Source organism: Roseovarius sp. EC-HK134 (assembly GCF_902498815.1).
Taxonomy (GTDB): Bacteria; Pseudomonadota; Alphaproteobacteria; order Rhodobacterales; family Rhodobacteraceae; genus Roseovarius; species Roseovarius mucosus_A.
In genome coordinates this window covers 562,809-578,138 of record NZ_LR701544.1, presented here as the reverse complement: position 1 = coordinate 578,138, position 15,330 = coordinate 562,809, and the positions used below count along the sequence as shown (strand labels likewise).

Here is a 15,330-nt window from a genome sequence, read left to right as displayed (position 1 = left end):
AGCTAACTATCTGAGAAGTGGCGGTTTATCCGGGTCAGAGCCGGGTGCCGCGCGGACCGTTGGCCGGGGCGGTTCGGGCAGATCAAAGCGCAATCCGCAGTGTGCCAGACGTGCCGCGACCGGATCGGAGGCGGCAAAGAAGGCCACATCAAGTGCGGCCGCCTCAAGCCCCGAAAAGATCAGCACCTCGGACACGGCGCGGGCCAAGGCGCTTTGCGCCTGCGGGTCCGCCCCGACAAAGCCCAGCAAATGCCCCTGCGCACCGGTGTCATAGGTCACGCGGGCGAGATAGGCGAGGTCCGCGAGCCCCGCCATCGTGGCCAGTCGCGCATCGAGTGCAATCAAGAGGTTTTCGGGCAAGCCTTTGGGCGCGCTTAGCTTTTCCGGCTTCGCCTCGATCTCTGAGGGGGCGTCGGAGAGGGTTTCGGCCAGCCAATCCACCGCCTCTGGCGGAAGCAGGATAGAGGAAGATGCCACGTCGAGATTGACACCAAGGCCCACCCCCTGCCCCGCCAGCATGGTCGCGATACTGCGCCCACTGAGCGCCGCGTAGGGCACGATCCGGCCTGCGAATTGCGCCAAGCGGTCTTCGCGATCAAACACGAGAACGAAAGAATGATCTGATAAATCAAATACTTCCGGGTCGAGTTGGTCGCCATCTACCTCGGATTTTAGCAAGAGATACAGCTCGCTTGCCACCAAGGTCTCGTAAAACCGCAAGCGGGCGGTGGCATCCTCGGGGGCCGCCTCCATCGCGGCATGGGCGATGTCGAGCGGGGTCAGGTCAGTCATGGATAACCCTTTGAATTTGTGCGCGTAATTCCGGCAGAACGTCGGCCTCGAACCACGGATGTTTCTTGAGCCAAGCGGTATTGCGCCACGAGGGATGCGGCAAGGTGAAAATCCGCGGTGCATGGTCGCGCCATGCCTGAACGGTTTGGGTTACACCGGTCTTGACGCCTAAGTGATACTTGTGGGCATAGCCGCCGACAAGCACGGTTAATCTCACGTTTTCAAGGGCTTGCATGACGCGCTCATGCCATGTGCGGCCACAGATGCGCGGCGGCGGCAGATCTGATCCCTTGGCATCGTAGCCCGGAAAGCAAAAGGCCATTGGCACGATCGCGACGCGGGATTTATCGTAGAATTCACAGGCACTTAGCCCCAGCCAATCGCGCAGCCGGTCCCCCGAAGGATCATCAAATGGCTTGCCCGATTGATGCACCCGCAGCCCCGGTGCCTGTCCGGCGATAAGCAGTCGCGCCGTGGGTTGAAACCAGACCACGGGGCGGGGCGCATGCGCGGTGTGCGTGGCTGCGAAACGGTCCGCGCAGAGGCGACAGGCGCGGATCTCGGCGGTGAGGTCGGACATGACGAACCTTACGTTTTGTAAGGTGATTTTGTAAGGTTGGCCCTCATAAGAGGGTCACCCCCGCCGCCGTCATCCCCGCCTCTGCCTCCGCCAGTGATCCGCCAAGGTCGATGCCGCGCGCCAGATCGCGCCGGACGGTGACGCGGTAGCCCAGCCGGGCGGCGTCGAGCGCTGAGTAGTTGACGCAGAAATCGGTGGCGAGGCCGACCATGGTGAGGTCGGTGATACCGCGCGTTTGCAGATAGCCATGCAGCCCGGTCGGGGTGGCGCGGTCATTCTCGAAAAACGCCGAATAGCTGTCGATGGCGGGATTATACCCTTTACGCAGGATGAGGTCGGCGCGCGCTGTGTTCAGATCTTGGTGAAAGGCGGCCCCATTGCTGCCCTGAACGCAATGGTCAGGCCAGAGCACTTGGGGGCCATAGGGCATCTCGGTCATTTCATAGGCAGATTTTCCGGGATGCGAGGACGCGAAGGAGGAATGGCCCGAGGGATGCCAATCCTGTGTGAGGATCACTGCCCGGAATTCCGGCATGAGGGCGTTGATGCCGGGCACGATCTGATCCCCCTCTGGAACGGCGAGCGCGCCACCGGGGCAGAAATCGTTTTGCAGGTCGATCACGATGAGGGCAGATGTCATGGCATGGCTCCTTCAAGCGCAGAGGTAAGGGCCATGGAAACGGGCGTCAATCACCTCGCGCCGTCTATTCTGCCGCGTGCCGACCGGTGTGATACCCTCAAAGTTGCCCCGCAATGCAGAACATGCCAGTCTGAACGCAACTATTCGGGATCGTCATTTTCAGCAGGGGAAAAACATGAAACGCATTCTAGCCATGATTTTTGGGGCATGTCTGACCGCATCGCCCAGTGTCGCGCAAGAGTTGATCGCGGAATATTACACCTCTCTCGGGGTCGAGGATATGCGGAATTCGCAAGGGCAACGATTGGGGGATTTCTGCGCGGTTGTTCAGCAAGACCGGGCAAATTTTCACCGCTTTGGCATCCGCCATGACGGCGATCAATCGGACCCGGTCTTTGCCTCGCGCGAGATGCGCGCCCGAATTGCCGGGCGCTGTCGCATCATGCCCGGTTCTGAATATCTGCCCGAGTGGGTGCTGACAGGGCGGAGCCGCTATATCTGGGTGCGGGTTTATGGAATTGGCGGCCAGCCGACAGAGCTTTTGATCTCGGAAGGGGCGGGGTGACGCGCGGCCCTTGCAGGCCAAAAGCGTCGGAATGCCCTCTTGCGAGGGCCTGCGCGGGGGCGTAAATCGCGCGGCATGTACAAGATTGCAGCCCTCTATCATTTCACCCGCTTTGACGATCCCGCCGCTGTGCAGGGGCCGTTGCAGGCGCTGTGCGACGCGGAAAAGATCAGCGGGTCGCTCTTGCTCGCGCGCGAGGGCATCAATGGCACGATTGCCGGGCCTGCGGCGGGGATTTCTGCTGTGCTGGCGCATATCCGCGCCCTGCCCGGCTGCGACGGTCTGGAATGGAAGGAAAGCGCGACGGCAACGCAGCCCTTTCGCCGGATGAAGGTGCGGCTGAAGAAAGAGATTGTGACCATGGGGCAGCCGGATGTCGATCCGCGCGCGCGGGTCGGGCATTATGTTGAGCCTGCCGGATGGAATGATCTGATCCGCAGTCCGGATGTGGCGGTGATCGACACGCGGAATGATTACGAGGTGGCAATTGGCACCTTTGAGGGGGCGGTTGATCCGCAGACGGCGACATTCCGCGATTTCCCGGCGTGGTGGGAGGAAAACAAGCACCGCTTTCACAACAAGCGGATCGCGATGTTCTGCACGGGGGGCATTCGCTGTGAGAAATCCACCAATTACCTTTTGGGACAGGGGGTGGAGGAGGTCTATCACCTCAAGGGCGGTATTCTGAAATATCTCGAAGAGGTGCCTGAAGCGGAGAGCACGTGGCGCGGGGAGTGTTTCGTGTTTGATGGGCGCGTGTCGGTGGGGCACGGGCTGAAAGAAGGGCCGCATCGGTTGTGTCATGCCTGTCGGCGGCCGATCCTGCCTGCCGATATGGACCGGCCCGAGTATGAAGAGGGCGTCGCCTGTCATCACTGCGTGAACGAGACCAGCGACGAGGACAAGGCGCGGTTTCGTGAGCGGCAAAAGCAGATGGGTCTGGCCGAGGCGCGGGGCGCGCGGCATATCAAGATTGTTCACGAGGGGTGAGAGGCGGTGCGTCTTGCCGCAAGCTGCGCGGTGCCTGACCGCCGGGTGGGCGCAGCAACAGAAGTGATGGGCAGTTTATGCCTGCCAACTCTTCCGCGTTCTCGCTGAGGCGATACGTTGCAAAAGCGCCCGCCCGAGGGGGCGGTCGGGCGCTGCGCGGCGGTGATTGGGGCGAATGTCCGTTAAAACCCCCCGCGCGGAACAAGGCGCGAAGCGCCGCCGCGCGGATCGCTGGGCCGTCCCGCGGCCCAGCGATCCGCGCGGCTTAGCGATTGGGGATGAGGCGCTAATCCGCCCCCTACCCCTTTTGCCCGATCTTCGGCTCTGTGCCCGCCTTGATCCGGGCGATATTGTCGCGGTGCCGCCAGAAGACCATCAGCGACAGCACGAAGGCCAGCACCATGCCCGTGCCGTATCCCAGCACCACCATCCAGCCGGTCGAGAGCGCCGCCGCCATGATCGCGGCCTTGGACGAGACCCGCGTGACCAGCGCCGTCACCAGCCATGTGGCGCAGCAGGCCAGACCCACGGGCCATGCGAGGGCGAGGAAAATTCCCAGAAAGGTTGCCACCCCCTTGCCGCCGCGAAACCCGATCCAGACCGGGTAGCAATGGCCAAGAAAGGCGCTGAGCGCCGCCAGTTGCGCCGCATCCTCGCCGGCCATGGCCCGCGCCAAGAGCACCGCCACAGCCCCCTTGCCACCATCGAGAAGAAGGGTGAGCGCGGCGGCGGTTTTGTTGCCGGTGCGCAAGACATTCGTGGCCCCGATATTGCCCGATCCGATCTCGCGCAGGTTGCCAAGCCCCATGACCCGCGCCAGCACCATCCCAAAGGGGATGGAGCCCAAGAGATAGCCGATCACGGCCCAGAGGATCAGAAAAGTGGTGGTGGTTTCGATCAGGGGCATGTGTCGGCCTCATATACGCGGGTGCCTGCGACATAGGTTGCGCAGACCTTACCTTGCAGGCGCGCGCCATCAAAGGGGGTGTTCTTGGATTTTGAGCGGAGCGCGAAGCGGTCGAGCACGAAGGGTTTCATCGGATCAAAAAGCACCAGATCGGCAGGCGCGCCGATGCTGAGCCGCCCCGAGGCCAGCCCCAGACGTTTGGCAGGGTTGAGCGACATGGCGCGAAAGAGGGCGGGCAAATCGAGCGCCTCGGCATGGTACAGCCGGAGTGCGACGGGCAGCAGGGTTTCAAGCGCCACGGCACCGCTCGCCGCTTCTTCAAAGGGCAGGCGTTTGGATTCCTCGTCCTGCGGCGTGTGCATTGAGGAGATGATGTCGATCAGCCCTTCGCGCAGCGCCTCGATCACCGCTTGGCGATCATCCTCGGAGCGGAGCGGCGGTTTGAGTTTGAAGAAGGTGCGGTAATCCGACACGTCGAGTTCATTGAGCGTGAGGTGGTGGATGGACGTGCCTGCGGTGATATTGAGCCCGTTCTTCTTGGCGCGGGCCAAGGCGGGCAGCGCGCGGGCTGTGGTGATCTGGTCGGCGTGATAGCGCGCGCCGGTCATTTCCAAGAGGGCGATGTCGCGGTCGAGCCCCATCCGCTCGGCCATGGGCGAGACGGCAGGCAGGCCGCGCAAGCTCGCGAATTTGCCAGAGGTGGCCGCCGCACCGGCGCTAAGGCCAGGATCTTGGGGATGGCCGATGACGAGCGCGCCCAGACTGCGGGCATAGGTCAGTGCGCGGCTGAGAACCTTGGTATCGCTGACCACATGGTCGCAATCGGTAAAGGCCACGGCCCCTGCGTCCATGAGAAAGCCGATTTCGGTCATCTCGCGGCCCTGCCGCCCCTTGGTCAGCGCGGCCATGACCAGCACATTGACGGGTGCGGCCTCATTGGCGCGGCGGGCGACGAATTCCAGCACCTCGGGGCTGTCGATGGCGGGGGATGTATCGGGGCGCGTGACCATCGTGGTCACACCGCCCGCCGCCGCCGCAAGGCCCGCAGAGCGATAGCTTTCCTTGTGCCGCTCGCCCGGTTCGCACACCTTGACGCCGATATCGACGATACCGGGGGCAAGGCAATGGCCGCTGCAATCCATCACGACCTCGGCCTGCGGTGGGGCATCCGTGCCGCGCGCGGCAATCACGCCCTTGTCGATCAGGAGCCAGCCGGGAGCATCCGTTCCTGCCTCGGGATCAATCAGGCGGGCGTTTGTGAAAAGGGTTTGGGTCATACGGTTACTTTCTCTCGACTGCGGATCAGATCCCGCAGCAATTCGCGCGTCTCAGCCGCGTTCTCAACTTTCATCAGTCTTACGTTCATCCAGCCCGTATCGGGCCGTATCAAGACAACGTCGTGCCCCCATCCACGGACATGGCTTAAATCCGCGATGGAAATATTGGGCCGATTGTTGAAATGAATGGCGGATGCCGTGATCGCCCACTCTCGCCCAGCGTTCCATCGAATACGGCGAGAGAGGACAGGCACGCCAAACAGGAAGAAAAGAAAAAGCGCCATCGTCTTTCCCCAGAACCGATCTAGGCGCTCGGGCGCGTTCTGCGAAATGTACAGCCACCCAAGAAAAAGGATAAACAGGCCAGCCACGATTTCGAGCGCGGTTCGCCAAAGCGGCGGGACATAAGAATTGCTGGCCCCGCGCAAGAGGATGTCTTGCGGGTCAAGATGCGCGTCCCACCGCGACCCCTCGCTCATCCCGCCACCCAGACCATGACCACGGTCAGCGCCGCGATCACCAGAAGGGCGGCCATGGCGATCTTGCCGGACATGCGTGGGTCTTTGGGTTCCTGCATCCTGTCCTCTTATAGTCCTGCGGCGGCGCGTATACGCGCCTCGGTGCCGGCGCGGTCGGCCTGATATTTGATGAGGTGCTTGTCGCCCGTGGCGGTGATCACCTGAACGGCGCTGCCCAAGCCCCGGACCGTCTTGATCTCTGAGAGCCGCACAACGCGGGTTTGGGGGCCAAGGAGCCGCCGGTCGGTCAGATCCCAGCGTGCCTTCAATTCATCCGAGGCGACATAAAACCCCCGCACGGCAATCGCGGCAAGCCCGCCCACAGCCCCGGTCCAGACATGCGGATTGCCAATAGCCCAAAGGATCGCCATGCCCAGCGCCATGGCCCCCGCCGCAAGCCAAGCATGGTCACGGCGATAGGCGGCACGGTCGGGGTGAAAGCTTGTGATCACGTGCTCACCCTCTGCCAGCGGGGAGGTGGGGGTCATGGAATGAATGAGCCCCTCGCTCATAGTTTCACCGCAAGGCCAATGGCGACGGCCGCGCCGATGGCCATGAGCGCCAGCACGGCAAAGGCCATGAGCCGCAACCGCCCCGCACCCTGCGGGCGGGCATTGGCGCGGGGGGTGAGCAGGCCCTCGGCGCTGCCGGTAGGCAGGGGGGTGAAACGCACCGGCGCCACCTCTTCGGAAAAGCGCGCGACAAGGCGCAGGGGCGCGCGCGGTCGCATTTCCTGAGCGCGCCCTTCAAAGGCGCGTGAGGGCAGGATCAGCACGCGACCCTTCAGGCCATTGACCTGAGGCTGCATCGGGGAAAGTTCGGCGGCGGCGATGCCGTGACCCTCGGCCAGATAATCGGTGAGCGTCATGCCTTGCAAATCCGCCAGATCGAAAAGCTCGATTTCCGACGTCTTGAGCGGGCCTGCGCCCAGCGCGGCAAGGATGGCATCATCGGCATGGGGGTTGGCGCGATCCTCGTCCACGGCAAAGAGGCGCACGACATGCGCCTCACCGGCGGGGATGCGCAAAACCGTGCTCATGCCGCCGCCCGGCGGGCGCGCAGGTTGCGCGCCAGAAGGTCCATCGCGGCCATGCGCACGGCGACGCCCATCTCGACCTGATCCTGAATGACCGAGCGGTTGATGTCGTCGGCAATCTCGCCGTCGATTTCAACGCCGCGATTCATCGGGCCGGGATGCATGACGATGGCGTCGGGCTTGGCATGGGCCAGCTTTTCAGCGTCGAGCCCGTAGCGGTGGTAATATTCGCGCTCTGACGGGATAAAGCCGCCATCCATGCGTTCCTTTTGCAGCCTCAGCATCATCACCACATCAGCGCCCTCTAGCCCACGGCGCATGTCGTCATAGACTTCGACGCCAAAGGCGTCGATGCCAGCAGGCATGAGCGTGGGCGGGCCGATGAGGCGAACGCGGTTTTCCATCCGGCCCAGCAACAGGATATTCGAGCGCGCAACGCGGGAATGGGCGATGTCGCCGCAGATGGCGATGGTCAGCCGGTGCAACCGCCCTTTGGCGCGGCGGATCGTCAGCGCATCCAAGAGCGCCTGAGTGGGGTGTTCATGCCGCCCGTCGCCCGCATTGAGCACCGCGCAGCGCACCTTTTGCGCCAAGAGGTCGACCGCGCCGGAATGGGGATGGCGCACCACCAGAAGATCGGGGTGCATGGCGTTGAGCGTGAGGGCGGTATCAATCAGGGTTTCGCCCTTTTTGAGGCTGGAGGCCTGCATCGCCATATTCATCACATCCGCGCCCAGACGCTTGCCTGCCAGCTCAAAACTGGCCTGTGTGCGGGTGGAATTCTCGAAGAACATATTGATCTGCGTGAGCCCCGCCAAGGCATCGCCATGTTTGGTGGCGCTGCGGTTGAGGGTCACGTATTCCTCGGCCAGATCAAGGATCGCGGTGATATCCGCCGGGGATAGCGGCTCGATCCCCAGAAGATGCGCGTGTGGAAATGTCATGCCGCCCTCCAGAGCCGTTCCGCCCTGCTTTGTAAGACCGCAGGTGTCGCAGGGCAAGGCGCGGATTGCGCGCAGGTGATTGCCTTTCGTCGTTCTGCAGATACTCAAATTTCTGACGGGCCAAAGCTGCGCGATCATGGCTCTTTCACCGGGGCGCGCCACGGGGTAGCGTCTGGCGCATGGAATCGATGCTCAGCCCCCATGATGCCTTGGCCAGTCTGATCTGGCAGATCGAGCTTGGCGCGACCGAGGCGATTGGCGATGCGCCCATCAATCGGTATGAGCTGCCCGAGAAAGTCGCAAAGCCGGCGGCGGTGCCCAAGACAGAGGCCAAACCCGCCGCGCTGACAGCGCCAAGCCTGGGCGCGGGCGTTGATCCGGTAGAGGTTGCGCGCGCAGCAGCGGCGGCGGCCATGGATTTGGAGGGGCTGCGCGCGGCCCTTGGGGCCTATCCGCATTGCGACCTGCGGCGCGGGGCGCGCAATCTGGTGTTCAGCGATGGCAATCCTGCGGCGCGGGTGATGATCATCGGTGAAGCGCCGGGGCGAGATGAGGATCAGCAGGGCAAGCCCTTTGTCGGTCGCGCGGGCCAATTGCTGGACCGGATGGTGCAGGCGATTGGGCTGAGCCGTGGGGCGCAAGCGCCACAAGACGCGGTCTATATCACCAATGTCCTGCCGTGGCGCCCCCCCCAGAACCGCGATCCCAATGCAGAGGAAATCGCGATGATGCGGCCCTTTGTGGCGCGGCATGTGGGATTGGTGAACCCGGCAGTGATCGTGCTGATGGGCAATATCAGTTGTGAGGCGGGATTGGGCCAACGCAGGATCACGCGGCTGCGCGGGCAGTGGGCCGAGGCCTATGGCAAACCGGCCTTGCCGATGTTTCACCCGGCCTATCTGTTGCGCAACCCTGCGGCCAAGCGCGAGGCCTGGGCGGATTTATTGGCACTCAAGGCGCGGTTACGGGAGGCGGGCGCGTGATCGTCGATCCTTTGACCCTTTTGGCATTCATCCCGGCGGGTCTTGCGCTGAACCTTACGCCGGGGGCGGATATGATGTTCTGCCTCGGTCTGGGGTTGCGGTCGGGGCCACGTTCGGCGCTGGCGGCAAGTGCCGGGATTTCGGCGGGGGGCATAGTGCATGTGACCCTTGCGGGGCTGGGGTTGGCCGCCGCGATTGCCGCCTTGCCGGTTCTGCTCGACATTATTCGCTGGCTGGGGGTGGGCTATCTCTTGTGGCTGGCTTGGGGCGCGCTGCGGATGGGGCCGATGCGCCCGGATGCGCCTGCTTTGGGCGTGGCCCGCGCCTTTCGAGAGGGGATGCTGGTGAACCTGCTCAATCCCAAGGTTATCCTTTTTGTGCTGGCCTTTGTGCCGCAATTCATCGACCCGGCGCGCGCGATCCTGCCGCAGTTTCTGATCTTTGGTCTGATCCTTGCGGTGGGCGGGTTTGTGATCAATGGCGCGGTCGGGGTTTTTGCCGGAGGGTTGGGGCGTCGATTGGCCACCTCGCCGAGGTTCACGCGCGGGCTGGGCCTTGCCTCGGCCACCATCTTTACGGCGTTGGCCGCGCGCCTCGCGTTCATGCAAAGGAGTTGATCCCATGTCCCGTATTGACGAGAGCAAGGAGTTCATCCCTGTCCGTATCGCGGTTCTGACCGTATCGGACAGCCGCGATATGTCTGATGATCGCTCGGGCGATACGTTGGTGGCGCGGATCGAGGAGGCGGGGCATATCCTCGCGGATCGCATGATCGTGCGCGATGAGCGGGATCAGGTGGCCGAGCAATTGCGCGAATGGATCGCCGATCCTGAGGTTGATGTGGTGATTTCCACCGGCGGCACGGGCCTGACGGGGCGTGATGTGACGGTTGAGGCGCATCGCGATGTCTATGAGAAGGAAATCGACGCCTTCGGCACGGTCTTTACCATTGTGTCGATGCAGAAGATCGGCACCTCTGCGGTGCAGAGCCGCGCCACGGGAGGCGTGGCGGGGGGCACGTATTTGTTTGCGCTGCCCGGAAGCCCGGGGGCGTGCCGGGATGCCTGGGACGAAATCCTGAAATATCAGCTCGATTATCGGCATCGGCCCTGCAATTTTGTGGAGATCATGCCGCGACTTGACGAGCATAAGCGCCGGAAGTGACGGGCGGCGGCGTATGACCTGTGCGCCCGGCTTGGCATTCTGTAGGTCGGGGTTACATTACAGGGGTCAGCCCGTCTGCAGGGCCGGTTCAAGAGGTTGCGCACTATGCGGTTTTTGCGTCAGGGGCTGATCGGGCTCTTTCTGGTCTCGCTCACCTTGGGCCTGTTGGCCTATGCCGGACAGACCGTTGTCAGCGCCGTGCAAGAGCGTATGGCACGCGAGGTGCGGGTGCCTGAGCGCAATGAGCGCAGTTTTACCGTGCGCACGGTGCGCGCGGTTGAGGCCGAGATCGCGCCCACCCTGACAGCCTTTGGCCAGATCGAAAGCCGCCGCACGCTAGAAATTCGCGCGCAGGCGACGGGGGTGATCACAGAGTTGGCGCCCGAGTTTGTCGAAGGCGGCATGGTGCGCGCCGGGCAGTTTCTAGCGCGGATTGATCCCGCCGATGCCCAGAGCGCGTTGGAGCGGGCGCGCACCGACCTGATGGATACCCGCGCCGAGGCGCGCGAGGCGGCGCGCGCGCTGGAACTGGCGCGCGACGAGTTGGCCGCCCGGCGCGAGCAGGCCGATATTCAAGACCGTGCCTTGGCGCGGCAACGTGATCTGGAGGCGCGCGGCGTGGGCACGCTGACCGCTGTGGAGAGCGCCGAATTCAACGTGGTGCAGGCGCGTCAGGCGGTGCTGGCCAGCCGTCAGGCGCTGGCCTTGGCCGAGGCGCGGATAGATCAGGCGGCGACCGCCACGGCGCGGGCCGAACTGGCGCTGTCAGAGGCGGAGCGGCGGTTGGCCGAGACGCGGATCACCGCCGGATTTACCGGCACGCTGAGCGAGGTGAGCGTGGTTGCGGGCCGTTTGGTGGCGGCCAATGAGCAACTGGCGCAATTGGTGGATGGCACAGCGCTGGAAGTGGCGTTTCGCGTCTCGACCGCGCAATATGCGCGGCTTTTGGATGAGAGCGGCGGGTTGATTGACGCGGTGGTGACGGTGACGCTGGATACCGGCGGGGTGGATCTGAACGCGGTGGGGCGGATCACGCGGCAGGGCGCGGCGCTGGCCGAGGGCGAAAGCGGGCGGCTGATCTTTGCCACGCTGGAGACGGCACCTGCGATGAAGCCCGGCGATTTTGTAACTGTCAGCGTCGAGGAGCCGGTGTTGGCGGCCGCCATTCGCCTGCCTGCCACGGCGCTGGGGCCGGATGGGCAGGTGTTGGTGATTGATGCCGAAGAACGGCTGGAGGCGGTGGCGGTCACGCTTTTGCGGCGGCAGGGCAATGACATTCTGGTATCGGCGCCGGGATTGGCGGGGCGCGATGTGGTGGCCGAGCGCACGCCGGTTCTGGGCGCAGGGATCAAGGTGCGCAAGCTGGAGAGCGCCGAGGCCGTGCCAGAGGCGGGCACTGTCACCCTCAGCCCAGACAGGCGCGCGCGGCTGAGGGCCTATGTTGAGGCCAGCACCGATATGCCCGAAGAGGCCAAGCGCCGCCTTTTGGCGCAGTTGGAACAGCCCGAGGTGTCGCTGAGCACGGTGGAACGGCTGGAACGCCGCATCGGGGGCTGAGCGGGATGGCGGGGCTGATTTCATGGTTCACGCGGCACCGGACGGCGGCCAATCTGTTGTTGGTGCTGATGGTGGCCTTGGGGCTGATGGCCTTGCCGAAAATGCGGGCGCAGTTCTTTCCCGATGTGGTGATCGACAATGTAAGCGTGTCGGTCGCATGGGAGGGGGCAAGCGCCGAAGATGTGGACGGCGGCATCGTGCAGGTGCTGGAACCGGCGCTCTTGGCGGTTGAGGGGGTCGAAGCGGCCACTTCGCTCAGCCGTGAGAATAGCGCGCTGGTCACGCTGGAATTCGAGCCGGGCTGGGATATGGGCCGCGCGGCGGATGAGGTGCAGGCCGCGCTTGATATCATCACCACCCTGCCCGAAGAGGCCGATGAGCCGGTGGTCCGGCGCGGGGCATGGCGCGATCAGGTGACGGATGTGGTGATCACCGGGCCGGTCGGCACCGAGCAATTGGCGCGGCTGGCGGATGAGTTGGTCACGCGCCTGTTCGATGCGGGCGTGACCCGCACCACGATCGAGGGCGTGGCAGCCCCTGAAACGGTGATCGAGGTGCCGGGGCAGGCGTTGATCGCCCATGACATCACCATGGCCGAGATTGCCGCCGCTATCGCCGCCGAGATCACCACCGATCCAGCAGGGGATATGACCGGGGCCAATACGCGCCTGCGCACCGGCACGCAGAAACGCAGCGCCCGCGATATTGCCGCGATCACCCTGCGGATTGCCCCCGATGGCAGCGCGCTGACAGTGGGCGATGTGGGCCGGGTGCGGGTTGAGGGCGCGACGCGGGCGCTCGCCTATTATGTGGGCGAGGCCCCGGCGATGAGCGTGCGGGTGGACCGCTCTGCGCGGGGCGATGCGCTCGATATTCAGGCCGAGGTGCAGCGGGTGGCTGACCGCATGGCCGACACCCTGCCCGAGGGCGTGAGCATCGACCTGATCCGCACGCGGGCCGAGGCGATTTCCGGCCGGATTGCGATGCTGGTGGAAAATGCGCTGACGGGTTTGGCGCTGGTGGTGGGGCTTCTGTTTTTGTTCCTCAATGCCCGCACCGCATTCTGGGTGGCGGCGGGGATTCCGGTGGCGATGCTGGCGGCGATGGCGTTCATGTATGCGGCCGGTCTGACGCTCAACATGATTTCGCTGTTCGCCTTGATCATCACGCTGGGGATTGTGGTGGATGATGCCATCGTGGTGGGCGAACATGCCGATGCGCGGCATCGTCGCCTGCGCGAGCCGCCGATGGTTGCGGCGGAGCGTGCCGCCGCGCGCATGGCACTGCCGGTCTTTGCCGCCACGCTGACCACGCTGATTGCGTTTTTCGGGTTGGCGGTGATTGGCGGGCGGTTCGGGGATCTGATCTATGACATTCCCTTTACTGTGATTGCCGTGCTGGTGGCGAGCCTGATCGAGTGTTTCCTGATCCTGCCCAACCATATGGCGCATGCGCTGGCCCACTCCGCCCGCGAGCATTGGTATGACATTCCAAGCCGGGTGGTGAACCGGGGGTTCCGCGTGTTTCGCGACCGTGCCTTTCGCCCCCTCATGGGCTGGGTGATCCGAGGCCGCTATGCCGTGTTGGCGGCGGCGGTGCTGCTGTTGGCCACGCAAGTGGCGAGTTTCGTGCGCGGCGATGTGACATGGCGGTTTTTCAACGCGCCCGAGCAGGGCAGTGTTACGGGCAATTTTGCCATGCTGCCGGGGGCCACGCGAGAGGATACGCTGGCACAGATGCGCGCGTTGCAGCGCGCCGCCGAAGAGTTGGGCGCGGAGTATGAGGCCGAGCATGGGGCAAACCCGCTTGCCTATGTGGTGGCGCAATTGGGCGGCGCTGCGGGGCGCGGGCTGTCGGGGTCGGACACGCGCGAGGCGGATTTGCAGGGGGGGATTTCCATCGAGTTGATTGATGCCGATCTGCGGCCCTATTCCAGTTTCGCCTTTGTCGCCGATCTGCAGGAGCGGGTGGTGCAGCATCCGCTGACCGAAACGCTGAGCTTTCGCGGATCGCGGGCGGGGCCGGGGGGCGATGCGCTGGATATCCAGCTTTATGGCGCGGAGGCGGAGCAGCTCAAATCCGCCGCCGAGGCGTTAAAGGCGGCATTGGCGCGCTATCCGGAGGTGTCGGGGCTGGAGGATTCGCTCGCCTATGACAAGGCCGAGTTGATTTTGGACCTGACACCGCAGGGGTCCGCGCTTGGCTTTACCATCGACGATTTGGGGCAAACCCTGCGCAACCGGGTGAGCGGGATCGAGGCCGCCACATACCCGGACGGGCCACGGTCGGCAGAGGTGCGGGTTGAACTGCCCGAGGGCGAATTGACCGCCGATTTTCTGGAACGGATGCAGTTGCGCACGCCGGGCGGGCAATATGTGCCGCTGGTCGATGTGGTCAGCGTTGAGGCGCGCACCGGCTTTGCCTCGGTCCGGCGGGAAAACGGCCTGCGGCTGGTGACGGTGACGGGCGATATCTCCGAGGATGACCCCGCGCGCGCCGCCGAGATTTCCCGCGCGCTGGAGGCGGAAATCCTGCCCGATGTCGCGGCGCGCTATCAGGTGGAATACCGGCTGGCGGGGCTGAATGAGCAAGAAAATGAATTCATGGCCGATGCGCGGCTGGGGCTGATGGCAACCCTTTTGGGGGTGTATCTGGTGCTCTCGCTGGTCTTTGCCAGTTGGACCCGGCCCATGGTGGTGATGGCGATCATTCCCTTTGGTCTGGTGGGCACGATCTGGGGCCATGCGCAATGGGACGTGCCGCTGTCGATGTTCACAGTGGTGGGATTGCTGGGCATGACGGGCATCATCATCAACGATTCCATCGTTCTGGTCACGTCGATTGACGAGCATGCCAAGACGCGCGGGCTGATCCCGGCGATTATCGAGGGCACCGCCGACCGGCTGCGCGCGGTGGTGCTGACCACGCTGACGACAGTTCTGGGGCTGGCCCCGCTGCTTTTTGAACGATCCACACAGGCGCAATTCCTGAAACCTACGGTCATCACGCTGGTTTACGGTTTGGCCTTTGGCATGATTTTGGTGCTGTTGGTGGTGCCTGCCCTTTTGGCCATCGGGCAAGACCTGTCACGGCCTGTGACCGCGCTTCGGCGGGGATTGCGCGGGCGGCGCGCCGGGTTGCAGGGGGTGCTGGGGGCAGCGTTGGCGATGGTGCTGGGCTGGTTCGGGGCGACGATGGGATGGGTCGTGGTGACAGGGGATTTGCCGGGGCTGCTGGCGGGGATGATACCGCTGCCGCCAATGGGCGCGGCGCTGGTGTTCTTTCTGTTGGGCAGCGCGCTTGGTCTCGTGCTGGTCTATCTTGTGACCGCAGTTCGCCGCCCGCGCAGCGCTTGAACGCTCTTGCACCGGCGGCGC

Annotated in this window: 16 protein-coding genes; 7 read left to right on the top strand and 9 right to left on the bottom strand. The window is 64.1% G+C overall.

The genetic code is table 11. The features are described 5' to 3' along the window. Positions 1-6 precede the first annotated feature (6 nt). The 3 genes from GC127_RS06805 to pncA are packed head-to-tail and all read right to left on the bottom strand — an operon-like array spanning position 7 to position 2,012. Positions 7-792, bottom strand: a complete 786-nt coding sequence (locus tag GC127_RS06805) for an SseB family protein (RefSeq protein WP_151977219.1) — start codon at positions 790-792, stop codon at positions 7-9. Further along, a complete protein-coding gene (locus tag GC127_RS06800; RefSeq protein WP_151977216.1) occupies positions 785-1,372 on the bottom strand; it encodes a uracil-DNA glycosylase family protein in 588 nt (195 codons plus the stop codon). Before GC127_RS06800 ends, GC127_RS06805 begins: the two co-directional genes overlap by 8 nt. Positions 1,373-1,415: 43 nt before the next feature. Further along, complete coding sequence (pncA, locus tag GC127_RS06795) at positions 1,416-2,012, bottom strand: bifunctional nicotinamidase/pyrazinamidase (protein WP_151977214.1); 597 nt, start codon at positions 2,010-2,012, stop codon at positions 1,416-1,418. A 175-nt stretch (positions 2,013-2,187) separates the two neighbouring features. Between pncA and GC127_RS06790 the strand changes: the two genes are divergently transcribed. Together GC127_RS06790 and GC127_RS06785 are read left to right on the top strand one after the other, a co-directional pair. Beyond that, a complete protein-coding gene (locus tag GC127_RS06790) occupies positions 2,188-2,577 on the top strand; it encodes a hypothetical protein (protein WP_237183450.1) in 390 nt (129 codons plus the stop codon). A gap of 75 nt (positions 2,578-2,652) precedes the next feature. Beyond that, entirely contained in the window at positions 2,653-3,567 is a 915-nt protein-coding gene (locus GC127_RS06785) for a rhodanese-related sulfurtransferase (protein ID WP_151977212.1), read from the top strand. A 298-nt stretch (positions 3,568-3,865) separates the two neighbouring features. On the opposite strand, the gene plsY is transcribed toward GC127_RS06785, so the two are convergent. The 6 genes from plsY to GC127_RS06755 form a co-directional block, all read right to left on the bottom strand. Next, entirely contained in the window at positions 3,866-4,474 is a 609-nt protein-coding gene (plsY, locus tag GC127_RS06780; protein ID WP_151977210.1) for a glycerol-3-phosphate 1-O-acyltransferase PlsY, read from the bottom strand. Further along, positions 4,465-5,751: a dihydroorotase gene (gene pyrC, locus GC127_RS06775; protein ID WP_151977208.1), complete on the bottom strand. Its 1,287-nt coding sequence runs from the start codon at positions 5,749-5,751 to the stop codon at positions 4,465-4,467. Before pyrC ends, plsY begins: the two co-directional genes overlap by 10 nt. Continuing rightward, positions 5,748-6,230: a hypothetical protein gene (locus GC127_RS06770; RefSeq protein WP_151977206.1), complete on the bottom strand. Its 483-nt coding sequence runs from the start codon at positions 6,228-6,230 to the stop codon at positions 5,748-5,750. Before GC127_RS06770 ends, pyrC begins: the two co-directional genes overlap by 4 nt. 107 nt (positions 6,231-6,337) lie before the next feature. After that, complete coding sequence (locus GC127_RS06765) at positions 6,338-6,757, bottom strand: hypothetical protein (RefSeq protein WP_254700023.1); 420 nt, start codon at positions 6,755-6,757, stop codon at positions 6,338-6,340. A gap of 20 nt (positions 6,758-6,777) precedes the next feature. Further along, entirely contained in the window at positions 6,778-7,308 is a 531-nt protein-coding gene (locus tag GC127_RS06760) for a hypothetical protein (protein ID WP_151977203.1), read from the bottom strand. Then, on the bottom strand, positions 7,305-8,249 hold the full coding sequence (locus GC127_RS06755) for an aspartate carbamoyltransferase catalytic subunit (RefSeq protein WP_037296930.1): 945 nt from the start codon (positions 8,247-8,249) through the stop codon (positions 7,305-7,307). Before GC127_RS06755 ends, GC127_RS06760 begins: the two co-directional genes overlap by 4 nt. A gap of 179 nt (positions 8,250-8,428) precedes the next feature. Between GC127_RS06755 and GC127_RS06750 the strand changes: the two genes are divergently transcribed. The 5 genes from GC127_RS06750 to GC127_RS06730 all read left to right on the top strand — a co-directional run bounded on the left by GC127_RS06750 (position 8,429) and on the right by GC127_RS06730 (position 15,309). Continuing rightward, positions 8,429-9,232 carry a uracil-DNA glycosylase family protein gene (locus tag GC127_RS06750; RefSeq protein WP_151977201.1) on the top strand — a complete coding sequence of 268 codons (804 nt, stop codon included), beginning with the start codon at positions 8,429-8,431 and terminating at the stop codon, positions 9,230-9,232. After that, positions 9,232-9,849: a LysE family translocator gene (locus tag GC127_RS06745; protein WP_198133561.1), complete on the top strand. Its 618-nt coding sequence runs from the start codon at positions 9,232-9,234 to the stop codon at positions 9,847-9,849. Before GC127_RS06750 ends, GC127_RS06745 begins: the two co-directional genes overlap by 1 nt. 4 nt (positions 9,850-9,853) lie before the next feature. After that, positions 9,854-10,396 carry a molybdenum cofactor biosynthesis protein B gene (gene moaB / locus GC127_RS06740; RefSeq protein WP_008279251.1) on the top strand — a complete coding sequence of 181 codons (543 nt, stop codon included), beginning with the start codon at positions 9,854-9,856 and terminating at the stop codon, positions 10,394-10,396. Positions 10,397-10,501: 105 nt separating this feature from the next. Next, entirely contained in the window at positions 10,502-11,953 is a 1,452-nt protein-coding gene (locus GC127_RS06735) for an efflux RND transporter periplasmic adaptor subunit (protein ID WP_151977199.1), read from the top strand. Positions 11,954-11,958: 5 nt separating this feature from the next. Continuing rightward, on the top strand, positions 11,959-15,309 hold the full coding sequence (locus GC127_RS06730) for an efflux RND transporter permease subunit (protein ID WP_151977197.1): 3,351 nt from the start codon (positions 11,959-11,961) through the stop codon (positions 15,307-15,309). Positions 15,310-15,330 lie beyond the last annotated feature (21 nt).